24 protein-coding genes and 1 pseudogene are annotated in these 25286 nt (G+C 58.9%); 2 read left to right on the top strand and 23 right to left on the bottom strand.

Annotation, left to right across the window (positions count from 1 at the left end):
• Positions 1 to 32: 32 nt before the first annotated feature.
• The 22 genes and pseudogenes from JOE65_RS07800 to dinB form a co-directional block, all read right to left on the bottom strand.
• On the bottom strand, positions 33 to 968 hold the full coding sequence (locus JOE65_RS07800) for an RluA family pseudouridine synthase (RefSeq protein ID WP_338021576.1): 936 nt from the start codon (positions 966 to 968) through the stop codon (positions 33 to 35).
• Complete coding sequence (gene lspA, locus JOE65_RS07795; RefSeq protein WP_205162672.1) at positions 965 to 1567, bottom strand: signal peptidase II; 603 nt, start codon at positions 1565 to 1567, stop codon at positions 965 to 967. Before lspA ends, JOE65_RS07800 begins: the two co-directional genes overlap by 4 nt.
• A 116-nt stretch (positions 1568 to 1683) precedes the next feature.
• Positions 1684 to 2334, bottom strand: a complete 651-nt coding sequence (locus tag JOE65_RS07790; protein WP_205162671.1) for a DivIVA domain-containing protein — start codon at positions 2332 to 2334, stop codon at positions 1684 to 1686.
• Between the two features lie 157 nt (positions 2335 to 2491).
• Positions 2492 to 2779 (bottom strand): YggT family protein, encoded by a 288-nt coding sequence (locus JOE65_RS07785; RefSeq protein ID WP_205162670.1) that lies wholly within the window; start codon positions 2777 to 2779, stop codon positions 2492 to 2494.
• A 71-nt stretch (positions 2780 to 2850) separates the two neighbouring features.
• The gene (locus JOE65_RS07780; RefSeq protein ID WP_205162669.1) at positions 2851 to 3372 is read right to left on the bottom strand and encodes a cell division protein SepF; all 522 of its coding nucleotides are present in this window, start codon (positions 3370 to 3372) and stop codon (positions 2851 to 2853) included.
• 73 nt (positions 3373 to 3445) lie between these two features.
• Complete coding sequence (locus JOE65_RS07775) at positions 3446 to 4198, bottom strand: YggS family pyridoxal phosphate-dependent enzyme (RefSeq protein WP_205164084.1); 753 nt, start codon at positions 4196 to 4198, stop codon at positions 3446 to 3448.
• Positions 4179 to 4820 (bottom strand): annotated as a pseudogene (locus JOE65_RS07770) (purine nucleoside phosphorylase YfiH/LACC1 family protein). Before JOE65_RS07770 ends, JOE65_RS07775 begins: the two are co-directional and overlap by 20 nt.
• A gap of 119 nt (positions 4821 to 4939) precedes the next feature.
• The gene (gene ftsZ, locus JOE65_RS07765; protein ID WP_205162668.1) at positions 4940 to 6172 is read right to left on the bottom strand and encodes a cell division protein FtsZ; all 1233 of its coding nucleotides are present in this window, start codon (positions 6170 to 6172) and stop codon (positions 4940 to 4942) included.
• Between the two features lie 210 nt (positions 6173 to 6382).
• Entirely contained in the window at positions 6383 to 7228 is an 846-nt protein-coding gene (locus JOE65_RS07760) for a cell division protein FtsQ/DivIB (protein WP_205162667.1), read from the bottom strand.
• Positions 7218 to 8648 carry a UDP-N-acetylmuramate--L-alanine ligase gene (gene murC, locus JOE65_RS07755; protein ID WP_205162666.1) on the bottom strand — a complete coding sequence of 477 codons (1431 nt, stop codon included), beginning with the start codon at positions 8646 to 8648 and terminating at the stop codon, positions 7218 to 7220. Before murC ends, JOE65_RS07760 begins: the two co-directional genes overlap by 11 nt.
• Positions 8645 to 9754: an undecaprenyldiphospho-muramoylpentapeptide beta-N-acetylglucosaminyltransferase gene (gene murG / locus JOE65_RS07750; protein WP_205162665.1), complete on the bottom strand. Its 1110-nt coding sequence runs from the start codon at positions 9752 to 9754 to the stop codon at positions 8645 to 8647. Before murG ends, murC begins: the two co-directional genes overlap by 4 nt.
• Positions 9751 to 11040 (bottom strand): putative lipid II flippase FtsW, encoded by a 1290-nt coding sequence (gene ftsW, locus JOE65_RS07745; protein ID WP_205162664.1) that lies wholly within the window; start codon positions 11038 to 11040, stop codon positions 9751 to 9753. The genes murG and ftsW overlap by 4 nt, the downstream gene beginning before the upstream one ends.
• Positions 11040 to 12575, bottom strand: coding sequence for a UDP-N-acetylmuramoyl-L-alanine--D-glutamate ligase (gene murD / locus JOE65_RS07740; protein ID WP_420827495.1), 1536 nt, complete (start codon positions 12573 to 12575; stop codon positions 11040 to 11042). The genes ftsW and murD overlap by 1 nt, the downstream gene beginning before the upstream one ends.
• Positions 12576 to 12595: 20 nt before the next feature.
• Positions 12596 to 13696 (bottom strand): phospho-N-acetylmuramoyl-pentapeptide-transferase, encoded by a 1101-nt coding sequence (mraY, locus tag JOE65_RS07735; protein ID WP_205162662.1) that lies wholly within the window; start codon positions 13694 to 13696, stop codon positions 12596 to 12598.
• Positions 13693 to 15174 carry a UDP-N-acetylmuramoyl-tripeptide--D-alanyl-D-alanine ligase gene (locus JOE65_RS07730; protein ID WP_205162661.1) on the bottom strand — a complete coding sequence of 494 codons (1482 nt, stop codon included), beginning with the start codon at positions 15172 to 15174 and terminating at the stop codon, positions 13693 to 13695. The genes mraY and JOE65_RS07730 overlap by 4 nt, the downstream gene beginning before the upstream one ends.
• A gap of 5 nt (positions 15175 to 15179) precedes the next feature.
• Positions 15180 to 16772: a UDP-N-acetylmuramoyl-L-alanyl-D-glutamate--2,6-diaminopimelate ligase gene (locus JOE65_RS07725; RefSeq protein ID WP_205162660.1), complete on the bottom strand. Its 1593-nt coding sequence runs from the start codon at positions 16770 to 16772 to the stop codon at positions 15180 to 15182.
• Between the two features lie 23 nt (positions 16773 to 16795).
• Positions 16796 to 18562, bottom strand: coding sequence for a peptidoglycan D,D-transpeptidase FtsI family protein (locus JOE65_RS07720; RefSeq protein WP_205162659.1), 1767 nt, complete (start codon positions 18560 to 18562; stop codon positions 16796 to 16798).
• 62 nt (positions 18563 to 18624) lie between these two features.
• On the bottom strand, positions 18625 to 19266 hold the full coding sequence (gene ftsL, locus JOE65_RS07715; protein ID WP_239536652.1) for a cell division protein FtsL: 642 nt from the start codon (positions 19264 to 19266) through the stop codon (positions 18625 to 18627).
• Complete coding sequence (gene rsmH, locus JOE65_RS07710; RefSeq protein ID WP_205162658.1) at positions 19263 to 20261, bottom strand: 16S rRNA (cytosine(1402)-N(4))-methyltransferase RsmH; 999 nt, start codon at positions 20259 to 20261, stop codon at positions 19263 to 19265. Before rsmH ends, ftsL begins: the two co-directional genes overlap by 4 nt.
• Positions 20262 to 20445: 184 nt before the next feature.
• Complete coding sequence (gene mraZ, locus JOE65_RS07705; RefSeq protein ID WP_205162657.1) at positions 20446 to 20877, bottom strand: division/cell wall cluster transcriptional repressor MraZ; 432 nt, start codon at positions 20875 to 20877, stop codon at positions 20446 to 20448.
• 277 nt (positions 20878 to 21154) lie between these two features.
• Positions 21155 to 21532 carry a DUF3040 domain-containing protein gene (locus JOE65_RS07700; protein ID WP_205162656.1) on the bottom strand — a complete coding sequence of 126 codons (378 nt, stop codon included), beginning with the start codon at positions 21530 to 21532 and terminating at the stop codon, positions 21155 to 21157.
• Positions 21533 to 21646: 114 nt separating this feature from the next.
• A complete protein-coding gene (gene dinB, locus JOE65_RS07695) occupies positions 21647 to 23263 on the bottom strand; it encodes a DNA polymerase IV (protein WP_338021575.1) in 1617 nt (538 codons plus the stop codon).
• Here dinB and JOE65_RS07690 point away from each other — a divergent pair.
• The gene (locus tag JOE65_RS07690; protein WP_205162655.1) at positions 23262 to 23561 is read left to right on the top strand and encodes a hypothetical protein; all 300 of its coding nucleotides are present in this window, start codon (positions 23262 to 23264) and stop codon (positions 23559 to 23561) included. The two genes, dinB and JOE65_RS07690, sit on opposite strands and share 2 nt — an antisense overlap.
• 4 nt (positions 23562 to 23565) lie before the next feature.
• Positions 23566 to 24663, top strand: a complete 1098-nt coding sequence (locus JOE65_RS07685; RefSeq protein WP_205162654.1) for a polyprenyl synthetase family protein — start codon at positions 23566 to 23568, stop codon at positions 24661 to 24663.
• Positions 24664 to 24691: 28 nt separating this feature from the next.
• On the opposite strand, the gene JOE65_RS07680 is transcribed toward JOE65_RS07685, so the two are convergent.
• Positions 24692 to 25045, bottom strand: a complete 354-nt coding sequence (locus tag JOE65_RS07680) for an Rv2175c family DNA-binding protein (RefSeq protein ID WP_205162653.1) — start codon at positions 25043 to 25045, stop codon at positions 24692 to 24694.
• Positions 25046 to 25286 lie beyond the last annotated feature (241 nt).

Raw genomic sequence — 25286 nt, 5'->3', positions numbered from 1 at the left:
ATGAGGCGGGGGGAGGACGCAGCTGGGCTGTTCTAAACGTGACCGCTCTGCAGCGTATCCAATGCGTATCGCAAGTCCAATGGATAGACACTTGAATACTCCACCCGTTCACCGGTGCGCGGATGCGCGAAGGCCAGCTGCTGTGCGTGCAACCACTGCCTGGTCAAACCGAGTTCAGCAGCGAGTCGTGGATCGGCCCCATAGGTGAGGTCTCCGACACAGGGATGTCGCAAGGCGGAAAAATGCACGCGAATCTGGTGCGTGCGCCCCGTTTCGAGATGCACTTTGACCAGCGCAGCACGTCCAAAGGCTTCAAGAACCTCATAGTGCGTTCGTGAGTCTCTGCCGTCTTCGATCACAGCGAAGCGCCAGTCCTTTCCCGGGTGACGCCCGATTGGTGCATCGATCGTACCGCGGACGGGGTCCGGCAAACCCTGAACGACAGCGTGATAAACCTTCTCAACGGTACGGTCGCGAAATGCTTGCTTGAGCAGCGTATAACCATGCTCGGTTTTGGCAACCACCATGACACCAGACGTACCAACGTCAAGCCGATGGACGATACCTGTCCGCTCTGGAGCCCCTGATGTCGAGATACGGTAACCGGCCGCGGCCAGACCGCCCACCACGGTTGGACCCACCCATCCCGGCGAAGGGTGCGCGGCGACGCCCACCGGTTTGTCGATCACCACGTAGTCATCATCCTCGCCAAGGATCATCAGGTCTTCTACCGGTTCAACGAGAACCGAAAGAGGATCAATTGCTTCTGGAACCAGAATGGAAAGTTCCTGTCCCTCTACTAGCCTGTCCGACTTGGACAACGCATTGCCACCTGAGCTCACCAGACCATTTCCACACCACTGTGCGGCCGTTGACCGTGAAACGCCAGCAAATCGTGCCACGGCGGCATCGGCACGGGTCCCAGCGTCCTCCGCAGAGGCTAAGACTTCGAGCACGTTGGCGCTCACGCTGATGCCTCTTTTTCTTGCCCTTCACCGTCTGAGTCAGCCTCGTTGCTTCGGCGTCCGTCCATACCCACCCCTCGCAGGGTATAGAGGCAGATCAGTACGACACCTGAAACCACTGCCATATCTGCGATGTTGAAGATGGCGAAGTTGGGAAGAGCGATAAAGTCCACTACGTGTCCCTGACCAAAAGAAGGTTCCCGGAACAATCTGTCCGTCAGGTTTCCCAAGGCCCCGCCAAGGACCAGCCCGAGGGCAATAGCCCAACCCGCTGAATGGATACGGCGAATCTGCAAAATGATGCCGCATACCACGACCGCCATGATGATGGTGAAAAACCAGGTGAAATCCGTTCCGATAGAGAAGGCAGCCCCTGGGTTCCGGATGAAATGCCAATCCAGGAAAGGCGGAAGAACATCGATCGAGTCCCCCTCCACCATCGTGGAGACGACCCAGGTCTTCGTGGCGAGATCAATCAAGTAGGCAGTCATCGCGACGGCCCCGAGCATCAGAACACACCTGGCCGAGGGCGCCGAGACACTGGATCTGGTCGTCACGGATTGGTCTGCCGGAGGGTGGTCGGCCGGGTTCTGGTGTGCCATGATGCTTTCGGTAGAAGGATGGAGATACGGAGGAAGCCGACGATCGGAGTGATCCGGTCGTCGGCTTCCCATTATTCACTATTCTCATACGCCCATCTGTGCTGTGGGCATGACGGTCAGGATTCCCCGGTGTCCGATGCTACGGACCCGCGAGCGTCCAAATCGCGAAGCTGTCCTTCGATGTAGGACTTCAGGCGCGAACGGTAATCGCGCTCAAATCCACGCAGCTGTTCAACCTTACGCTCCAGCACGGCCTTCTGCTGTTCAAGGGCGCCAAGCGTTTTCCGACTCTTCTCTTGGGCATCATTGACGAGGCTACTTGCCTCGATCTGCGCTTCGGCAATGATCTTATCGCGCTGCTCGATACCGGTGTTGACATAGTCGTCGTGGAGCTTCTGGGCCATGGCAAGCACGCCCGCTGCGGACTTGGCCGAATCAGCGGTGTTGACCTGTGCCGGCTGCCGAGCAGATTCTGCAACCTTGGGCTCCGGTTTGGGCTCCGTCGCCTTGACCGGCTCCGGTTTGGACTCTTCCTGGACCTGTTCGGTCTTGGTCGCCGCTACTGGAGCAGGAACAGCTGCGTTGGCGGAGGTGCTGGATGAAGCTTCAGCCAGCTTTCGGCGCAGATCGTCGTTCTCCTGCGTCAGACGACGAAGCTCGACTACGATCTCGTCCAGGAAATCGTCGACCTCGTCCTGATCGTATCCCTCACGGAACTTGGTCGGCTGAAACCGCTTGTTGACAACATCTTCTGGCGTCAAGGCCATCTGGTCACCTCATACTGGATTATTAGATTCGTCTGCCATACGACGAGACGCTTCATGTGTTGATACGGGCTGTCGAAAGTGGATTCGCTGAACCACGATCATCCTTGCCAAGACTATATCTATTTGGTCTCAAATGCAGAACTGGCAAACGAACGTGTTATATGCCCCTGGCGGTGAGCCCCATAAGAATCGTCACGGCGAAGAAGAGCACCAGAAAGGCAAGGTCTAGGGAGATTCCACCCAGACGAAGCGGCGGAATCAGCCTTCGCAACATTTTGATAGGAGGATCCGTGACCCCGTAGACGCCAGTAGCCAACACGAGAGCGAGCCCTTTGGGCTTCCATTGGTGGGCAAACATTTGGATGGCGTCAAACACAATCCGGATGATTAATGCGAGCTGAACAAGCATCAAGACAAGATAAAGCAGCTGAAAGACTAGACTCACGCGTCGATCACATTTCCTTCGGGGACGGCAATGCCGGGGGTGGTCGGATTCGACGTCACTCTACCCGATGCTCAACTCTGGTTGAAGAAACTGCTTTCTGCGTCGCTGTTCTTTTTCTCTTCGCCCAACACCTCGATGTACGACGGTGACAACAGAAAAACCTTGTTGGTCACACGTTCAATGCTTCCGTACAACCCAAAAACGAGACCCGCCGAAAAGTCAACGAGGCGTTTGGCATCGCCCTCGCCCATATCGGTCACGTTCATGATCACGGGGATCCCGCTGCGGAAACTCTCTCCGATCACCTTCGCGTCGTTGTAAGAGCGAGGATGAATGGTGGTGATCTGGCGAAGGTGGGAGACATCCTCGCGCGTGGAAGGCGCTCGTTTGATTGGCGTCACCGGTGCACGGTATTCATCAACTGTCCGCTTCGATACAGTTGGCTCAGAGCGGCTGTCTTCGCGGCTATTCTCCACCGAGTCATCCTCGTCATTCTCAACTGGTTCCTTATAATTTCTGGGTTCGGACTCGTAGTGCTCGTCACCGTCGGCGAGCCCAAGATAAATCATTGTCTTGCGCAGTGCGCCAGCCATGGTAGCTCCTAATCGTGTCATGTTCAGTGATGGTCACGCTGGTTGAAGAACCAGCCCTCCCACAGCACTGACGCTACCGCACGGTTGCGCGGGCCCCGAGCACATCGGAGCCGATCCTGAGGTGTGTCGCGCCCGCAGCGACTGCCTGCTCCAGATCGGCACTCATTCCGGCGGATATAGCAGTTGCACTGGGATACGAGAGTGTCAGGTTATCGGATATCCCGCGGAGTCGGTCGAAGGCAGCGGCAGCATCATCACGCACTGGAGCGACGGCCATCACACCAGCAAGAACAAGCCATGGCGACTGTGCGACGACATCGGCCAGTCCCTGCAGGTCCTCCGGACGGGCTCCCCCGCGCCCACTACCCTGTGGGGCCTCATCGTTGTGCGGGTCGAGGTTCACCTGCAGATAGCAATCAAGGCGCTCACGTGAGGACTGACCAACTGATGCCCTTCGCAGCTGTTCATTTTCCATAGCCCTGGCAAGGGAGCTGACCAGCGACTGGCGATCCACCGACTGGACAGCCCGTGCATAGCGGACAACGGATTTGGCCTTGTTTCCCTGTAGCTGTCCAATGAAATGCCACGTGGGATTCAGATCCTCCAACTCAGCTGCTTTGGGACCCGCTTCCTGATCTCGATTCTCACCGAACTCGCTGACGCCCATGCCTGCCAGGAGCCGGACGTCCGATGCCGGGAAGTACTTGGTGACGACGATCAGCTCTGGCTCTTCGCTTCGCCCAGCCATCCTGACAGCCTCGGCGATGCGGTTCCGAACTCTCTTCAGGTTGCCCGCAAGTTCCTTTTCACGCTCCACGTCGTCCAACTTCCGTCCATATGACTCCCGCGAACCGTTCACGGTTGGCACCCCCACGGTACGAGTAGAACCGGGAATCCTCCAGCGTACAAATGCCGATGCAGTCAGCGTCCACTCCCAGCTGTTCTAGCTGAGCCAGTGCGCCGGCGGGTAGGTCCAACGACGGCGCTTCTTCACGGGTGGTGGCTGCACACATGGGTAGAGCCGCCACAACCTCGTCATGCATTTAGGACGGAACCTCGTAGCAGGCACCGCAGATAGCAGGACCGATCCATGCTTGGATATCGTGTGCTCCCGCTCCGCGCATTTGTGCAACCGCGTTGGGTAGGATCCCGCCGAGCAGCCCTACCCGCCCGGCATGTACTGCAGCAGTTGCCCACCCTTTGTGGGTTCGTCCGGCGAGCAGGACAGGGAGGCAATCGGCGACCATGACGGCCAGCGGCGTCTTACCATCAGTGCTCATCAGAGCATCTGCCCTCAGATCCCCCCGCGCACGATCAACAGCGACGACCGTGGTGGAGTGCGTCTGATGCATGAACTTCAGCTCACCCGCGCCAGCACCGATTCGCTGCTCGAGGCGGCGTCGCCGCTCGACCACAGCGTCAGCGTCAGCGTCAGCCCCGGTATTCATCGCCAGATTGCCAGCTTCGACACCGGTGAAACCAACGGATAAACCGTTTCCAACGTTCTTCATCCAGTCAAAAGCGGACCCGGATGGTGCACTTGATCCAGACACCTCGCGGGCCTGTGCTACTTGAGAAAGTCCGGAACGTCGAGGTCATCAGCACGGCCTGCACCGAGGTCTGGCTCGACGACGGCTGGCAGGTCAACATCGAATCCAGCGTCCGCGGGCACATCGCTGTTCTGCTGCGAACGCTGCTGCGACCAAGCACCGACGCCTGATACTGCTGGTTCGTTGCCGGTTCCCGTGGACTGCCGCTGATCGCCGACGTCGCGCTGGGGACTATTCCTGGGTTCTGAAGGCACTTGCTGCCTGGTGGTGGACGGAATTGGCTGTGCGGGCTGCGAGGTGACGTCAACCTGATCGAACCCCGCTGCGATGACTGTAACCCGTGCTTCATCTCCCAGAGCATCGTCAATGACCGCGCCGAAAATGATATTTGCCTCGGGGTGAGCAACCTCCTGCACCAGCCGGGCAGCCTCGTTGATCTCGAAGAGGCCGAGATCCGACCCACCCTGGATGGACAGCAGCACTCCGTGTGCACCATCGATGGAAGCTTCAAGCAGTGGCGACGCTATGGCGAGTTCAGCGGCCTTGACAGCACGGTCGTCGCCGCGTGCAGACCCAATACCCATCAAGGCCGAACCTGCACCTTGCATGACCGACTTCACGTCGGCGAAGTCCAAGTTGATCAGACCTGGAGTAGTGATGAGGTCTGTGATGCCCTGGACACCCGACAGCAGGACCTGGTCAGCAGAGCGGAAAGCGTCCAGCATGGACACATTGCGGTCGCTGATCGATAGCAGCCGGTCGTTGGGGATCACGATCAGGGTGTCCACTTCATCGCGAAGTGTTTCGATGCCTGTTTCGGCCTGATTGGACCGGCGACGGCCCTCAAACGTGAATGGTCGGGTGACGACACCGATAGTCAGCGCACCCAACGACCGTGCGATTCTTGCGACAACGGGAGCACCGCCGGTTCCGGTTCCACCACCCTCGCCAGCTGTGACGAATACCATGTCCGCGCCGCGAAGCACTTCTTCGATCTCCTCGGCGTGATCGTCGGCCGCCCGGCGGCCAACTTCGGGGTCCGCTCCAGCTCCCAGCCCTCGGGTCAGTTCGCGTCCCACGTCAAGCTTGACGTCGGCGTCGCTCATGAGAAGAGCCTGCGCGTCCGTGTTGATGGCGATGAACTCCACCCCGCGTAGGCCAACATCAATCATGCGATTAACGGCGTTCACTCCACCGCCGCCAATTCCGACGACCTTGATCACGGCCAGATAGTTCTGCGGTGCTGCCACGTCGTGTGTCCCTTGTTCGAATCTTTACACTGATCTGGTGTGGATTCACCGGATATGAGCCCGGCTTCAACCCTTGGTTTATGCTTCAATTGACATAACCTTAACCCTCTGGTTGAGGCTTATAGTTATGTCAAGTAACTCCTAATGAGACGCTATGGGTCCCGGCTCGCTCATGCAATGACCGCTTCCGCGTGTCGCTTCGAAACTTGATCATTCAATCCGTGTGACGGGCCGCTCCGGCGTACTCACGTCAAACTCCGTCACTGGCGGATCAGACCGCGGCTCCTGGAGCAGAGCTTGTAGAACGCGTGCCTTTGCTGCATTTTCATCAGCGCTCCCCCAGAACACCCGACGTCCATCCTCCAGCCGAAGCTGGACCGAATCCACAGATTTAGCGGATGCGTGCTTCAGCCTGGAGAGAACTTCTTCCGGTAGCGAAGCAAGAACTGACGTGACAGAAGAAAAAACGTCGCTGTTGACTGCCGCCGTCCCGCCTTCAATCAGCGGCAGCTTTGCTGAGGCTCTATCCTTCGCAGATCCAAGCTTCCGTCCAGTCTCATCAATCAGAACGAAGGATTTGCCCTGCTCCAATACCGCTACCGGAATGTATTCATGGACGGTCACCTGAAGGGTCGACGGCGGGACTGCCACCGTTTCAACATTTTTGACCGCCGGGAGGTCCTTTAGCAGGTGTCGGGCATCCGACTCCGAAACCTGAACAAGGGTTCTATCCTTTAACGGCTCAAGGGCGAGGTACACGTTCTCCGACGCCGAGAGCCGGGTACCTTCCACCGTAATGGTCCGAATCTGAAGCAGGGGTGTAAAGATCACCAACACCATGACGAGCAAAATCACAGTAAACGTCACCGCTGCCCCGATCAGCGCGTGACGCCGGCGCCGGCGCCGGGGAGGTTCCGGAAAGGAAACAACCTGCGACCCTTTCGCCGAATCCTCCCGCGCCTCTGGAGCGTCTTTCTGGGCAGTGATGATGTCCTCCCCCAGACTTTCTGAAGCAGGCTTTCCGGCCCGCGCAACCGGCCGCTTCTTAGAGGCCACTGGGATCCTTTGAATCAACGGAACGGTCGAGGATCCGAACGAGCTCCGCACCCAGAGCTGTCACATCCCCTGCGCCAACGGTGAGGATAACGTCACCGCTCCGTGCGCGGGCCTCCACGGAGTTGAGGGCGCCGCGTGGGTCCGGGTGGTAGACGGCCCGGCCACCGACCGTTCCAGTGATCAGTTCACTCGTGACTCCAGGTATGGGATCTTCGCGCGCCGGGTAGATGTCCAGCACCGCTGCGGAATCCGCCAGTGCTAGGGCGCTGGAGAACTCGGCGGCGAATTCACGGGTTCGTGAAAAGAGGTGCGGCTGAAAAATGACGTGGACCGACCCGGATCCGGCAACTGTTCGTGCCGCGTTGAGCGCTGCACGAACCTCGGTCGGGTGATGTGCATATTCGTCATAGACCCGCACACCCCTCGATTCGCCCCGGAACTCGAAGCGACGCGCGGCACCGGAGAACCCGTTCAGACCTTCAGCGGCCAGTGAGGGATCAATGCCAAGTTCCAGTGCCACCGTGAACGCGGCCACAGCATTTCGGATGTTGTGATCACCGGGCACGGAAAGCGACAGCTCCTGGGTCCTCTGCCGGCCATCCAGTTGGAAGATCAGAGTGCTCACCGAGCTGCTCCCCAATCTGCTCGTGTCGGCGATACGCACATCGGCATCATCACTGTAGCCGTATGTCTGCACGCGCCTCGACCCAATCGATCGTGCGGCCAACGCCGATGAACCGTCGTCGTCCGCACAGACAATGAGGAGGCCACGCGAATCCAGCCGGGTAACAAACTCATCAAACACTGCGTGAACTGCGTCGGCCGTCCCGTAATGGTCCAGATGGTCGGCTTCGACATTCGTGACGACCGATATTGAGGGCGTGTAGTTCAGGAAAGACCCGTCCGATTCATCTGCCTCAGCAACAAAAACTCCGCCGTCGCCGTACGCCGCATTGACTCCCAGCGACGACACATCACCGCCAATCGCGAACGACGGATCGGCGCCGGCGCTCTGGAGCATGACTGTTGTCATAGCCGTGGTGGTCGTCTTGCCGTGGGTCCCCGCTACGGCGATGACACGTTGTCCCATCATCGTCGCGGCCAGTGCCTCAGAACGGTGAATGATGCGCAGGTCCAGACGCCGTGCCTCTGCCAATTCGGGATTAGTTACGCGAATCGCCGTGGATATGACAACGGTGTCTGCGTTGTGGACGTTGTCCGCGGACTGACCTACGCGGACTGTCGCACCCAGTTGTTCCAGGTTTCGTAGCAGAGCGGAATCGCGGCTGTCAGAACCGGAAACGTCAGTACCGCGCGCGATCATGATGCGTGCCACGGCGGACATGCCTGCTCCGCCGAGTCCAATGAAGTGGACCCGGCCCAGCGAGGCAAGCTCGGAAGTCGATGTCTGGGAACTCATGCGTCCTGCACCCCTGATTCGGCAAGAATCATCTGCGCCATCTGCTCCGCTGCATCACGACTCCCCAGCGAAAGTGCGGCTGAGGACATGGCGCTTAAACGCACGTCATCAGTTGCCAAGGGCAGAAGCTCCTCATTGATCCATTCGGAGGTGAACTCCTGGTCCGTCACCAGCAGTGCTCCGCCAGCGGCGACCAGGGCCCCCGCATTAAGGGCTTGTTCACCGTTGCCATGCGGCAAAGGCACCAGCACCGACGGAAGCCCCACTGCACACACCTCCGAAACGGTTCCGGCCCCTGCCCGGGCGATGAGGATATCGCCGGCAGCATAGGCGGACTCCATCCCGTTCACATATTCAACCTGATGGTAGTGCGTTCCCCCAATTTGAGCACCGGACTCGTCCACGATGGCCTTTCCACGCCCAGTGATATGCAGGACCTGCACTCCGGCGGCGGCGAAATGATCAAGCGACGCGGCTACAGCAGAGTTCATGGTGGCGGCTCCGGACGATCCACCGGTCACGACAACCGTGGGCATGTCGACAACCAACCCCAGAGCCAAGCGTGCTGTCTCACGGGTAGCTGCCCGGTCAAGACCGGAAATTTCGCGGCTCATCGGCATCCCCACCCATTCCGCGCGGCGCAGTCCAGTAGAGGCAAAGGCCACCCCGATACGGCGGGCCAGGAAAGCACCCACCCTATTCGCCAGACCAGCTCTGACATTTGCCTCGTGAATGACCAGCGGTATACGGAGCAAAGCCGCCGCGATATACACCGGGGTGCAGACGTAACCGCCTACCCCGACGACGACGTCGGCCTTGGCTGTACGCAGGACTCTGACGGACTGTCCGATGGCGCGCACGAATCTCAGCGGAAGTTTCAGTAGGTCGATGGACAGGCTTCGCGGCATCGGCACACGGTCGATGGTCTGCAATGGCAGTCCTGCGGCCGGGACCAGACGCGTCTCCATGCCCGTATCTGTCCCCACAGCAGCAATCCGTGTTCCCGGCCGGAGTTGAGCCAGGGCAGCTGCTATGGCAAGAAGAGGACCGACGTGTCCAGCGGTCCCCCCGCCGGCCAGAACTACGGACAGTGTTGAATCGTTCATGCAGAAGTGGTTTCACTTTCGGGTATTTTTCGGGCGAATGACAAGAGGACGCCTACGGCGGCCAGGGAGAAGGTCAGTGCGGAACCTCCGTAGGAAATAAAGGGTAGTGGCACACCGACGACAGGAAGAACACCGGTGACAACCGCAATGTTGACGAACGCCTGTCCAATGAGCCAAACCAGTATGGAGCCGCCCAGAATCCGCACAAATGGGTCGGTGTGCCGAAGGGTCACCCTGATCCCCGCGATCGCTAGAGCGGCGAACAGTGCGACGACGATAGTTGTCCCTATCAAGCCAAACTCTTCTCCAATGATGGTGAAAATGAAGTCATTGTGGGCTTCTGGAATCCAATTCCACTTCTGCCGACTCTGGAAGATGCCGACTCCCCACCAACCACCCGATGCCATCGCCTTGAACCCATTGGTGGCCTGCAAGCATGGATCACTGGCGAGGTCACAGTTCAGTCGCAACCACGACTGGATTCGACCACTACGGTTAGGACTCAAAATAACCAGGGCCACCGAGGCCACGGCACCAGCGAGCCCTGCCAGCGCAAAGATTTTAACCGGGGCGCCCGCAAAGAACACGGCCGCCACCACAATGAGCATGAGGATCATCGCCGTTCCCAGGTCGCCGCCAATGAGTACCAGCAGAATCGCTAACCCTCCCAGCGGAAGGACGGGGATCAGGGCATGCATGGGGTGACGGACCAACCCGGCCTTGCGGGCCAGTACCGTGGCGCACCACAGTGCCAGCACCAGCTTGGTAGGTTCAGAGGGCTGAAATGTGATTCCGGCGATGTCGATCCAGTTCTTGTTTCCACCGACGTTTTTGCCGACGATCTGCACCAATGCAAGCAGAACCCAAGCTCCGATCAGGCTAGGCCAAGCTATCGCGGTATAAAACCGTTTACCGGTACGTGAGAGCAGCAACATGAGAATGATGCCCATTGCCGCGAAAACACTCTGTTTGAGAAACAGCTTGAAAGTGTTTGTCTCCTCGGCGATGGCTTCAACGGATGAGGCAGAGAGGACCATCATGAGACCGATGGCGGTCAACGCCAGCGTGGCGCCGAGAATCATGTAGTAGGCGCTGCCGCTGCTGGCTTTCCCGCGCCCCTCAACTCGGGACACAATGCGTTTGAAAATATTAGGGTTTGCTGGCGGTTCCTGTGGCGCCACGTCACTCGAAGGCGCATTTACCGTTGAGGGCTGGTGCGTTCTCGGTTTCGGGTGCATGACCACGCGGGGTTTCTTGCCCGTGTGCCCCTTGGGCGTCGTGACCATCAGGACTCCTTCGTGGTCGGCGCCTGATCCTCCACCCGTAAACGGACTGCGTCGACGAACGCGCTGCCGCGATGGGCGTAGGACGTGAATTGATCCATGGACGCCGCGGCCGGGGCCATCAAGACTGTATCTCCGCTCACAGCCACGCGGGCGGCTGCAGCAACGGCCTGTTCCATGATTCGCGTCCCTATGGAGTCTGGAAGATCTTCTCCCTGAACCATTTCAGTGTCACCCGTGCGGAGGTGAATAACGCTGACATCCGGAGCGTGTCGCTGCAATGCCGTTTCCAGAGGTGCCGTGTCCACGCCGATGAGCACAACCGCTTTCAAACGAGCCGCGCTGTCAGCGACCAGTTCGTCATAGCTGACGCCCTTGGACAGTCCGCCGGCTATCCAGACCACAGATTCGAAAGATTTCAAGGACGCTGCCGCCGCATGCGGGTTGGTGGCTTTAGAGTCATTGATCCAGGCGACGCCGTTCTTCCGTGCTACGAGCTGAATCCGGTGATCTCCGGGCTGGTAGTTACGGATGCCATCTCGTATAGCTGCCGGTTCAACACCGAGGGCACGCGCGAGGGCTGCCGCGGCCAAGGCATTGGCGACGAGGTGTCGTGGCGCCGGTTCACCGACATCGGCCAGCGATGCCAGTTCTGTGGCGGAATCCTTCCGCTCTGTGATGTAGGCACGGTCCACGAGCAGGTCCTCCACCACCCCCAGCATGGAAATCGCCGGGAGCCCAGTGGTGAAACCGATGGCTCGGCACCCCTGAACGACGTCGGCTTCCTCAACCATGCGTATGGTTTCTTCCTGCTCCGCGTTGAAGATGCAGGCGAGCCTGGTATTGCTATAGACACGGGCCTTGTCTGCGACGTATGCGTCGTAGGAACCATGCCAGTCAACGTGATCCTCTGCCACATTGAGACAAACGCTTGCCGCGGGTGAGAGCGATTGAGCCCAGTGAAGCTGGAAGCTGGAGAGTTCAACGACAATTACATCCCAGCCCTGAGGATCACGGATGACATCCAGAATTGGGGTACCTACGTTGCCCGCCGCTACTGCTCTAAGGCCCGCCGCAACGAGTATGGACTCGGTCAGGCCAACGGTGGTCGTCTTCCCGTTGGTCCCTGTTACCGCCAGCCACTCTCCGGCTTTGCTTCCTGGCCGCGCTCTGAGGCGCCAAGCAAGTTCCATGTCCCCCCAGACCGGAATTCCGTGTGCGGCCGCGGCCTCAAGTAGCGGATGCGTTGGAGGCATGCCTGGTGAACCGAAAACCAGATCCGGCAGCTCGCCACCCACCAGGGGCAGCGCTTGGTCCGCGCCTGGTCCGAGAACGACCTCTTCGACGCCTACGATCTCCAGCGTCTGCGCTGCCTGCCGCGCCTCTGCGTTATCAGAAGTAGCAACCACGACAACGCGGGCACCGAGCTCTGCCATCGTGTCCGCGATCGAAAAACCTGTTTTGGTAATACCGGCAACGACAACTCTGAGTCCGGACCACTCTGAATCCCAAGATCTCAGTGACTCAATTCGGGACATCTGGTTTTCGTTGGCTCCGCTCACAGCGCTACGACCCATTCCGCATAGAAGATGCCAAGGCCGGCTGAGACGAACAGTCCGCACAGGATCCAGAAGCGGACGACGACGGTCACTTCCGCCCATCCCTTGAGCTCAAAATGGTGCTGGAGGGGCGCCATCTTGAAGAAGCGTTTTCCACCCGTGGCCTTGAAGTAACCAACTTGTATAATCACCGACAGCGTGATGAGGACGAAGAGCCCAGCGATGACTGCAAGGAGAAGTTGCGTACGGGACAGGATCGCGAATCCGGCGATCGCCCCGCCGATGGCCAATGACCCAGTGTCACCCATGAAGATTTTGGCGGGGGATGTGTTCCACCAGAGGAAACCGATCAGTGCCCCACACAGGGCGCCGGCCAGCATTGCCAGATCCAAGGGGTCTCTGACTTCGTAGCAGCCGGACCCGCCCAGTCGTGCACAGCTCTGGTTGAACTGCCAGATGCCCATCAGCATGTACGCACCAAAAACCATGATGGCTGCACCGGCAGCCAGTCCGTCCAGTCCGTCAGCCAGATTCACACCATTGCTAGCGGCTGTAATGATGAAGTTGGCCCAGATGACAAACAGTATTATTCCCAGAACTGTCCCTGCAAAAGCGAGGTCAAGTCCGGTGTCGCGGACGAAAGACACGCGAGTTGATGCCGGCGTTCGCCCCTGACCATTGGGAAAGTTCAGTGCCAGAATGGCAAAGGCCACGCCTACCACTGACTGACCAATGATTTTGGCAGGGGCGCTGAGTCCCAGGCTCCGCTGATTTGAAATTTTTGTGAAGTCGTCAAAAAAGCCGACCACACCCATTCCCACCATCAGAAACAGGAGGAGAATTCCCGACGCAGTGGGGCCGCCGCTATGCGGGTTGACCATCAACATCAGCAGGTGTGTCACGAAGTATGCCGCGAGGACCGATGCCAGGATGACGGCGCCGCCCATGGTTGGCGTTCCACGCTTGGTGTGGTGCGCCGTCGGCCCATCATCTCTAATGAACTGCCCGTACTGGCGGCGCACCAAGAGCTTGATGAAAAACGGGGTTCCTACCAGCGAGAAAACCAGGCCCAGAGCAGAACCGACGAGTAGCGCGATCACAAGTGACCACTCCCTTCGTGTTCGGTGCCCGCACCAGGCAGTGCGTCAGATCGCAATGCTATACGATCGCCGAGGTGCCGCAGCCCCGTTGCGTTCGAGGACTTGAACAGCACGATGTCCTCCGGTGCCAACTCTGCAGTGAGGATCCGCTCCGCTTCCTCTGCCGTTTCCACAAATGCCGCTTCGTTGCCCCAGGAGCCTTCGAGGACTGCGGCGTTGTGCATGGCTTTGGCAGCGCGCCCCACGACGATCAGCCGTGAGATGTTAAGCCGAACGACAACGCGTCCGATTGCGTCATGTTCCTCGATGCTGCTGTCTCCGAGTTCGAGCATTTCGCCCAGCACAGCCCACGAACGACGCCCGCGTGCCAGCTCGGCAAGAGTACGCAGTGCTGCCTTCATGGATTCGGGGTTGGCGTTGTAGGCATCGTTGATGACGGTGACGCCGTCAGCCCTTTCAACGCGCTCCATCCGCCAGCGGCTGGCGGCACCCAGAGACGACAGGCCAGTAGCAATCCCCTCCGGCGCCATTCCTGCCGCGAACGCAGCAGCAGCGGCTGCCAGCAAGTTCGTTGCGTGATGTAGCCCAATGAGGCGCGACTGCACCTCATGAGAGGAACCATCCGGGAAAGCAAGATCGAAAAAGGGATGGCCGTCGTCGTTTGTGTGCAGATTCAGTGCAGTCAATTGTTCGCAACCGGAGCGAATGAATCCGTCTGAGGAGGTGAAATAGATACGGGTTGCGGACGTTCTGCTCTCCATAGAGAGCACCAGCTGGTCATCAGCGTTGATAATCGCCACGCCGTCGGGGGCAAGAGATTCCAGCAGCTCACCCTTGGCGGCAGCAATGTTTTCCACTCCGCCGAACTCACCCGCGTGCGCCGAACCGACACAGAGCACCACGCCAATGTCCGGACGCACCATATCCGCGAGGTACTTGATGTGGCCGACGCCAGTGGCTCCCATCTCGATAACGAGGAATCGCGTGCCGTAGCCGGCGGTGAAAACGGTGAGGGGTACTCCTACCTCACCGTTGTACGAACCCCGTGGTGCGATCGTGGTTCCCTGGGTCTCGAGCAGGCCTTTGAGTAGATCTTTGGTGGTCGTTTTACCTGCTGATCCAGTGACCCCAATGACGGTAAGTTCCCCGGCGGCTCTGAGCCTGCGGACAATCTCCGCTGCGAGAGCCCCCATAGCTAGCACGGAGTCCTTCACCACGACGCACGGATACAGTTCTTCGTCCGCCAGGGTAATAACCCGTTCAGTCAACGCTAGAACCGCTCCGTTGGCGAAAGCGGATTTCAGGTGCAGGTGCCCATCAGAATGCTCTCCCGCGCGAGCGACGAACAAGCCACCCTGCTCACACTCTCGCGAATCGGTAGTGGCAGACGTCACCGTGAGCGAGTCCTTGGACCGTTCAGGTACACGTAGTTCGCCGTCTGTAATGTCCGCAATGTCAGCGGCAGTTAACTCAATCATGTCGGCTAGGATTCTACCGTCTCGATCTGCACGGTGTTGAATCCGCGTTCCTCCATTGCAGCCCGAAGCTCCACCCTGTCATCGAGGGGTTGGTTCTCACCCTTGATTTCTTGCCACACTTCATGACCTCGACCAGCAATGAGAATCGTGTCCACCTCGTTCGCCAGAGCAACGGCGCGTCGAATAGCTTTCTGTCGCGGAAACACCTCTTCCACGATGCAGGGGACGTGCTGCCGCCCCTGTTCCCGCTTCGCCCCCGCCAGAACATCAGCACGGATTGACGCGGCGTCCTCATCGTGAGGATCGTCATCGGTGATGACGACGACGTCGGCAAGGCTCGCCGCTATCTCACCCATCATGGGCCGCTTGAGCGCGTCCCGTTGACCTGTAGCGCCGAAGACGACGATGACACGCGACCCTTTCTCCGGTCGACGTACAGCCTCAAGGGTCAGAGCGAGAGCATCGGTGTTGTGCGCAAAGTCCACAATGGCCGCGGGGGCCTCACCAATAAGCTGCATGCGTCCTGGAACCTCGACCGTGAAGGGGTCATGCTGGTCCGCTGCCTCTTGCAGAACCTCAACGGGAACACCGGAAGTCAACACCATGGTGGCGGCGAGGGCCGCGTTCGCTACATTGAACCTGCCGGGAAGCCCCGTGCGTAAATTCAACCTGCGGCCATCGCAGGCGGTCAACGTGAAGGTATGCCCCAGCCCCTGTCTGAGAACATTCTCTACAACCCAGTCAGCATCCGCCGCTGACTCCGGCTGCGTCGCCAGCGTCGTGACAACCGAGTCAGCGGCTTCAGCCACCTTTCTCCCCCAGTCGTCGTCGATGATGACGACGGCCTTCTGCGCGGATTCTCCACGGAACAACTGTGACTTTGTAGCAAAGTAGTCGTCCATTGTCTCGTGAAGATCAAGGTGATCCTGGGTCAGGTTCGTGAATCCTACAACGTCGAATTTCACGGCATCAACTCGGTGGAAGTGCAGTGCGTGCGAGGAGACCTCCATCGACGCGGCATCGATGCCGCGCTCCTTCATCAGGGCAAGCAATCCGTGCACCTGCGGTGACTCCGGAGTCGTCAGAGCGCTGGGGATCGGCTCACCGCCGGCAAGTATCTCAATAGTCCCGATCAGTCCTGTGGACCGTCCGGTGGCTGCCAGCAACGAATTGATGAAGTACGTGGTGGTGGTCTTGCCGTTGGTTCCCGTGACTCCGAACAGCGTAGGACTTGCCGAGCGCGTTCCGTAAACGGCAGCCGCGAGCTCCCCCACCAGCTTCCGGGGCGTGGATACTACGATGACCGGCACTGGTAGATCGGTACCCACTATCCGAGCGCCCTCTGGATCCGTCAAAATCGCGACGGCACCTGCCGTGATAGCCGCCGCAACGTGAGTTGCTCCATGCTGCACAGCGCCAGGAAGTGCGGCGTAGAGGTCACCACCGTATACGTGCCGCGAGTCCATGGCAACGCCTGAGATCAGCACATCCGCGCGTCCTGGACCCTGTAATGCACTGGCGTCGACTCCAACCCCCAGCAGGACCTTCGTCAGCGGTGTCGCAGGTGTCGTCGTGGGCCGCATAGGGGATGTCTTCATCTATTCGTATCTCTCGCTGCTGGTCAGTATTCGAGGGGGAAGGTTTCCGGTTTTCCGGTGGATGGTGGCACGTTGTTCATCTGCAGAACCCGCAACATCACCTTTTTGAACGAGTTACCCGGCAAGAGGTAATAGAGGTCTCCCTGAGGACGTTGAAGGGTCACAACCACCACATATTCTGGTGACTCCAGCGGCGCCATTCCTGCATAGGAAAGTGTATATCCGTCATAGCCGCCCTGTGGACTGGAGGCCTCCGCTGTACCGGTCTTTGAGCCCACCCGGTATTCCTCCAGTTTGCCCTGCTTTCCGGATCCCTTCTCGGTCACCGTCTCCAGCATCTTTCGAAGCGTACCCGCGGTGTCTTCCGAGACGACGCGTTCTCCTTCTTCCGGCTCAATGATGTGTTCGGTTCCGTCCGGGTCGATGTAGGCCTCCACGAGCTGCGGTTTGAGGCGCACTCCATCGTTGGCAATAATTTGGTACGCCATGGCAGTGTGCAAACTCGTTTGAGCAAGTCCCTGCCCAAAGAGCACGGTGTATTGCTGGCGTACGTCCCAGTCCTTGGGTTCGGCCAACAGGCCCGCAGTGGCGCCGTTGAGCCCGATGCCCGTTGGCTGGCCGATACCGAACTTCTGCAGCCATTCATAGCGTTTCTGTTTGCTGAGTTGTTCTCCGATCATCACCGTCCCTGTATTCATGGACTTGGCGAATATGCCGGCCGCAGTCATGTGCACGGTCCCGTGATCGAAAGCGTCGCTGAACGTCTGGCCATCGACCGTGTAGCTGGTCGGGATCTCAAATTTGGAGGTGGGCTCAATGATCCCTTCCTCCAGAGCTGCGGCCATAGTGATGAGTTTTGTTGTTGATCCTGGCTCGTACGACGCCGTGACCGAAAGCGGAAGCCGAAATTCAGGGAGTGTTTTCCCCGGGTTGTTGGGGTCTGGGGTGGTGGACTCTGCCATGGCGCGAACCTTACCGGTGTCAGCTTCTACAACCACGATGTTGCCCCACTGGGCGTCGTATTCCTCCACCTGGGCACCAATGACCTGCTGGGCATACCACTGCAGGTCCTCATTGATCGTGAGGCGTATCGATTGTCCGTCCTTGGCCGGTACCACTTCGTTGGTTGCGTACGGAATGCGGATGCCGTCGCCGCCTATTTCGAACGTCTTGCTGCCGGGCTCTCCACTGAGACGCTCATTCTGCATCAGCTCCAAGCCCGCGGCGGGACCCTCTGCATTCATGAACCCAACGATGGAACCGGCAACCTGTCCCTTGGGATAGATACGCTGGACTGTGGATTTGGCATAGATGCCTGGAAAGTGAACTGCTACCGCCTTGTCTTTGACCTGCGGTGTAACGCCCGTGGCGATCACGCTGTACGGATCATCGCCGAGAAGGGACCTCGAGAGTGTGTCAACGTCCTGGCCCAGAGCGTCTGCAAGCTCACGCAGCCCCTGCTCAAGGGAGATCGTCTCTTTTTCTCCGGTCTCAGGGTTCACCACCCGGTCATAGCCCTCATCCTTATAGCTGTCTGCATGGGTCTGATCCACGACGAGATCAAACCGTTCGACGCTTCGCGCAAGAACTTTACCGTTCGTGTCGAGGATGCTCCCCCTGATGGCAGGCACATCGACGTGTGTGAGTCGCTTGCCCACCGCAGCTTTGGCCCACCCAGCAGGGTCAAGGGCCTGAAGGTAAAAGAGCCGGAATCCAAGGACCAGCAGCATGACCAGAATAAGCGCGAGTCCAATGCGGAGCCTGCGCGCACTGATCCTTTCGCGTGGCATGTTGCCTGTGGATGGTGATCCTGCCACTGTGGCCCCTCAGAACGTTGTTACCTCGACTGACCCTACTGCCCGGTCTTCTGCTGTGGTGCTGGCACGGTTCCCCCGTTGAGCTCCGGCGCCGTGTGCTCTGGAGCTGGCTCCGGTGACAGTGCGCCGGCATCCTCTGCCGAGGGCGTCTGTACCGCTGGTTCGTCCACTGCCTGCTCGGATTCTTCACCGCTTGTTTCCGGGCTCCCGGTCTCAGCCGGGGGAATAGTTACCAGCGGTTCATCATCCTTGCCTGCAGGTTTCGGGTCCCCGTGAACTTTCATTGCCTTCAGGTCCACGTATCCGAAAGAGGGCGATGCAACCATTCCCAATTGTGCGGCCTCTGCGGCCAAATGTTGTGGAGCCCTGAGATTTTCGGCCTGTTGCGTCAGCGCCTCGTTTTGCTGCTTGAGTGCTGTTTCCTCCTGGGCCAGCCGGACCAGCTTGTACTGTCCCGTGGACACAGAGATGTTGATCAGCATTACTGCTGCCAAGGCGACGATCAGAACGGCGCTGCAAAAGACGGCGAAAGGGACGCGCTGCCGGACAGGGACTGGGGCCACAAGCGCCAAGGGCGTTCGGCGTCGGACAGGTCTTTCAACCCAATGCTCCGGCACACTCAGTTTGCGAACGGTATTGCCCACCTCAGCAGTCTGACTTTGGTTGCCCTGGCTCATGTTCTCGTCCCGTCCGCCCGTTGCCTGATACGTTCCACTGCCCGCAGTCTTGCTGAGGCTGCGCGCGGATTCTGCTGAATTTCGTCTTCCGTTGGAGTTTCGGTTCCGCGGGTAAGTGTTTTGAGGTAGGCCTTGTGTTGCTCGAGTTCAACGGGGAACCCTGGAGGTGCTGAGGATTGCGTTCCGGCGCTGAAAGCCTTCTTCACTGTTTTGTCCTCAAGTGAGTGATAGGACATGGCAACGATGCGTCCGCCCATATTGAGTGACTCAATGGCCGCCGGCACAGCGTCCGCAAGCACCGTCAATTCCTCATTGACCTCGATCCGCAACGCCTGAAACGTTCGCTTTGCCGGATGTCCGCCTTTCCTAGCGGCCCCGGCCGGCACAACACTGCGAACCACGTCCACCAGTTGTCCAGTACTGTGCAGTTGCTCCGTGGATCTGGCAGAGACAATGGCGGAGGCAATCCTCCCAGCAAACTTTTCTTCGCCCCAACCGCGAATCAGGCGCACGAGGTCAGCTTCGGTGTAATGGTTGACGACGTCGGCCGCTGTCTGGCCACGGCTTGTGTCCATCCGCATGTCCAGAGGTGCGTCGTAGGAATACGCAAAGCCACGTTCGCGCTCATCCAGTTGCAGGGACGAGACCCCGAGGTCGAAAAGCACGCCGTCAACGCCGTCGAGCCCGAGGGACCGAACGACGTCGGCTATTTCGTCATAGATCGCGTGGACTAGGTCCGTCCGGTCGCGATAGGTTTCGAGGCGTTCACCAGCTAAATCAAGCGCCTGTTCATCGCGGTCGATACCGACAAGGTGGACCTGTGGGAAGCGTTCCAGAATGGCTTGTGAATGCCCACCCATCCCGAGGGTGGCGTCGACGACGACGGCGCTGCCTTGCGTCGAGACTGCTGATTCGATCGCCGGTGCCAGTAAATTGACGCATCGGTCCAGAAGGACAGGCACGTGGCGGTCTTCTGCAAACCTTTTTTCACTCATTGCTTCCCCCTTCCGGACTCATGGCCGGTATAGCCGTAAGACGTGCCATTTTCTTGAACCAGATCTCCCTCCGCGTCCAACCGCAGCATCCGCCTGACTCCGGGGAAGGTGAGCCAGGTCGATCTGCGGTGGGGCGGCTGGAGATCTCATCCAAGAAAATCCTGCTGTCCACGATTGTTTTTCTTTACAAGATGCCCGGTAGGACTTCTTGATCGGTATTGGAGAATGACTCCTCCTTCTCCAGTAGGTAGTTATCCCACGTGGACCCGTCCCAGATTTCGGCCCTCGTCCCAGCGCCGATCACCGCCAGTTCTCGGTCAAGGCCTGCGTAGTTCCGCAGGGCCGGCGGAATAGTAATCCTGCCCTGCTTGTCCGGAATTTCGTCTGAGGCCCCCGAAAGAAACACGCGAATGTAGTCACGCGACTGCCGCGATGCCAAAGATGCTTCCCGCAGCTGTTCGTACATGCGTTCGAACTCCTGCGTACCAAAGACGTAAATGCAACGTTCCTGTCCCTTGGTGAGCACAACTCCGTCCGCCAACTCCTCGCGGTACTTTGCTGGAAGGATGAGCCTGCCCTTCTCATCAAGACGCGGCGAATGCGTTCCGAGGAACATTCACCACCGCCCATCTGTTACTTTTACCCTCTTATATCCTCCACTTTACTCCACAGTCCCCCACAGTCAACGAGTGTGGCGACGGATTCTACGGCGTGTCGAGTGAAGCTTGCGTCAAACGCCCGAAAAGACGCGAAAAAGAGACCGTTATGGGAAATGCAACAAGGTTGCTGGGTGAGGGCGGCTAGCGAGTCGTTAAAAAGCTGAAGACCCCGAGTGTCGAGGTCTTCGTGCTGAGGTTTGATGCGGATTCTGTTGTTTGGGGAGGAAAGTGGAGCTACGGCTCACCCTGGCGGCGTTGATCCCACTTTTCTTCCAGCCCTCCCATGAAACCACCACGAGGTGTTGACGACGACTTGGGAACGGACTGGCCCTTACCGCGGGACTCGTCTCCGACGACCGGCCGGACGGTGCCGAAGTAGACGCTCGCGCCCATAATCAGAAAGCCGCCGACGCCGATAAAAATATTCTGGAAAGAAATTCCGACAAGGAGCACCAGAATACCGGCAACACCGACCAGCGCGCTGAGCACAATTCGTCGTGTTGAGAAGGACCGCCCGGACGACGCCATGGAATGGGCGAACCTTGGATCTTCAGCATTTAACTGCTGTTCCAGCTGTTCAAGCAATCTCTGCTCGTGTTCTGAGAGTGCCATCACTGCCTCCATTGCTGAGAAACCACCTGTTAATGCTGTCAACGAACGCCGCAGGGATGCGGTTCCCTTTGTTCAAGGATAGTTCGCATTGACGATCGAGGCCAGTCGTCCGTCCTACTCTTCCGGCGGGGGAAGCAGTTGCGCAGGCTGTATAACGGAATCACCGAAGCGCAGGTTGATTCTGTCCAGGGCACCTTCGGCAAGACGCCAGTTCTCGTCCCGTCGGTCGATGGTCAGCTGACTCGCCACCGAGGACGCGACAACAAGTTGTTCCGCCCGCAGACCGATCAATCTGACCTTCATTGGACGGACTCCAAGTCCTTCGAGCAGGCCCAGCGCCGATGCATACAGAACGTGGGCGTTATCGGACGGTAGGGATACTTTCCTGCTGCGGGTCAACGTCGTGAAATCCTCGTATCGCACCTTTATGGATATGGTTCCAGCCAACTTGCCGGCTGTGCGGAGACGATGCGCGGTTTTATGTGCAAGGCGCAAGAGTTCTTGGTGCAGCCTTGAGTCTAAGCCCACGTCTTCGGCGAAGGTCTCTTCTGCCCCGATACTCTTTTCCTCATGTACCGGTTGCACCGGTCGAGGGTCCAGCCCCCAGGCCAGGTCGTGAATGTGAAGCCCAGAGGTCCCTAGTAGCCGTTGGAGTGTTGGGCGCGGAGTATGTGCGACGTCGAGAACCGTTGATATGCCCAGGCCCGAAAGGACCTTTCGGGATTTCTCGCCCACCCCCCATAATGCCGAGACCGGCAGGCCGTGAAGAAACTCCACTGAGTTCTCTGCGGGAATCAGCAGCAGACCGTCGGGCTTTGCCCTGGTGGAGGCAATCTTTGCCACGAACTTGGTACTGGCAATACCAACTGACGAGGGCAATCCCAGCTCGTTGGACACGCGCCGCCGGATGAGACGACCTATATCCAGGGGGGTGCCAAGCCTGCGGGTGGAGCCGGACACGTCCAGAAAAGCTTCGTCGACGCTGACCTGTTCCACGAGTGGAGTGATGGAGCGGAATATCTCCATGACACGGACGGACATGTTCCTGTACTTGTGCTGGTGGGGTTCCACAATGACAGCTGCAGGGCACAGCCGCCGCGCGGTTGACATGGGCATCGCAGAGCGGACCCCATATTTTCGCGCCTCGTAGGACGCAGAGAGCACCACTGCACGTCCCGACGCTGACCCGACGACAACGCATCTACCACGTAGTTCCGGGCGCTCCAGCAGTTCAACGGACACGAAGAAGGCATCCATGTCCACGTGCAACACAGGACAGTCTGTGTGGGCCATTTCGGCACTCGCCATGGTTCTCCAGTCCGCCGTCGAATTCCTTGTCCCATGGTAGACGGGCCACCTGACATTTTGGGCGGCTGCTGGAGTACCGGAGCAGCATCCCGCCGACCCTGCGCATAGACTGGTCGGAGCCTTCCGGCGCCCGTCGACCGACACCACCACGAAAGACATCATGAGAGCGATCAAGTTCCTGGCAGCCGTATGCGTCATTGCCGCAGGGATCTCGGCCTGCTCATCACCCGGGTTGGACGATTCGCCTGCCGAAGCGGGTTCAGAATCCCTGCAATCCACGTCTGTGCCTCCCACCAGCAGTGTGGATGCAGGATCGACAGATGACATGGCCAGCCCCTCGATATCGACGTCGGCATCGGCGTCCCCGTCCCCCTCGTCGAGCGCACTGGTCGAGCCGTTCCCCACAGAAGTGTTGCCTGTCATGGGCGCGTCCACGGTCCTTTCATCCTCCGTGGACCTGACCGGAGACATGGCCGTTGTCTCCATAACGGCATCGGTGGATAAGTCGGCGGACGAAGTTCTCGAGTACTACCGCTCATCGCTGTCGAAGGCCGGATTCAAAGAACTCAAGGACGAATTCTCCGATGATTCAATTGCCAGCCAAGATTTCTTCCGCAACGGCACGGAAACCATTAACGTGAGCGTCGTGGCTGGCACCAAGAATCAAAAAGAATCCGTTTACACCGTTGGCGGTACCCTTTTGACCGAGAGCATGGATTAGCGAGATGGATGGTTCCCGGCCCTTAACCGAAGACATCACCCGCGAGGAGACCTCTTTCCTTCAACGGCTCTCGCGTGAGCTTGACTCTTTTCTTGCTATTCGGCAGCAGACGTTAGAAGAAATAACGGCGGACGCCGCAGAACCGGTCCGTGCCATAGCCAGTCTGGCCTCCGGTGGGAAGCGCATGCGTGCCAAGCTCTGCTACTGGGGCTTTCGGGGTGCAGGTGGATCGGCGGAGGACGCAGCGATCGTCACTGCGGGTGCGGGCCTTGAACTTTTCCAGACTGCCGCGCTGATCCACGACGACGTCATCGATAATTCCGATACTCGTCGAGGTGCGCCCAGCGTCCACCGTCGGTTCGCCAACCTCCATCAGGCATCCGGTTGGCACCTGGACGCTGGACGCTTCGGCGAGGGCGCGGCTATTCTCTGCGGCGATATGGCGCTTTCTTTCAGCGAAGAGCTTTTTGCCTCGGTAGCACAAACCTCTCCTCAAGCACGCAGCCTCTTCGACACCATGCGCACAGAGGTGATGGCGGGACAATATCTGGACATTGTGGAAGAAGCGGCGGGTCGTGGAAGCCATCCCGGAACCGCGGTTGAACGCGCCCGTAATGTTCTGCGCTTCAAGTCAGCGAAGTACTCCTCGGAGCACCCGCTGGGCATCGGCGGCGCGCTTGCGGGTGCTTCCATGGCGCAGCTACAGGCGTATTCCGATTTCTCGCTGCCGTTGGGCGAAGCGTTCCAGCTGCGCGATGACATGCTCGGCGTCTTCGGGGATCCTGCTACTACGGGCAAACCTGCGGGAGACGACCTGCGTGAAGGCAAGCGGACAGTCCTCATTGCCTACGCCGTTGCGGGTTGCACCGCGGAAGAATCCACAGACATCGCCACGCTCCTAGGCAATCCTGATCTGGATGAAACTGGCATCGAGCACCTTCGCACGATTGTTTGTACCTCTGGCGCCAGGGAAGCCACCGAAAGGCTGATTGACGAACTGTTAGAGCGCTCCATGGGCGCGCTTCACGACTTACCGGTGGAGCCTCTGGTGCGGGAAGCACTTAGCTCTCTCGGCAAGGCAGCAATCCGACGCACCGCCTGAGGCCGTTTCCCTATCCCGTGCGGGTAATTTACCAGGCGAGAGCCTGAGCACGGCGGCGAATTTCCGTCTTGCGGCCGCTTCGGAGGGCGTCCACTGGCTTGCCCGGTAGCGATTCATCGTCAGTGAAGAGCCAGATGATCATCTCTTCATCGGTATATCCGGCGTCGGCCAAGACCATGACGGTCCCTTTCAGGCTCTCAAGAACGCTCCCCTCCATCAAAAAGTCCGCTGGCACACTACGAATGGCGCGGTCCCCGACCCGAACTGCTATAAGGGATCGGTCGTTTACCAGGCCGTGCACCTGAGTGATGGTCGCGTCCAGCTGCTCGGCGACATCGGGCAATGGGAGCCAATGGGGTACAAGATTCTCGAAATCGTTCACCCCTCAAGGATCACATGAATTTGCCGTCGGCTGCCACTTCATGATGAGGCATCTGCGCCCGTTGGCCTCGACACGCATATTCAATTCAAATCCGGGAGATTAGAACTGTTTGTGCTAAGTCAAAACTAGTGTAAGTTCACATTAGTCACGCAAGCATCATCAATCACATCAGTAACACGGGAAACATGCGCGCCGCCTCAAAGGTTGTGCCGCTGACCACGACCGAATGGGGAACATGCAC

The organism is Arthrobacter roseus (assembly GCF_016907875.1).
Taxonomy (GTDB): Bacteria; Actinomycetota; Actinomycetes; order Actinomycetales; family Micrococcaceae; genus Arthrobacter_J; species Arthrobacter_J roseus.
The sequence above is the reverse complement of the archived record's forward strand: the minus strand, read 5'-3'. Positions and strand labels throughout refer to the sequence as shown.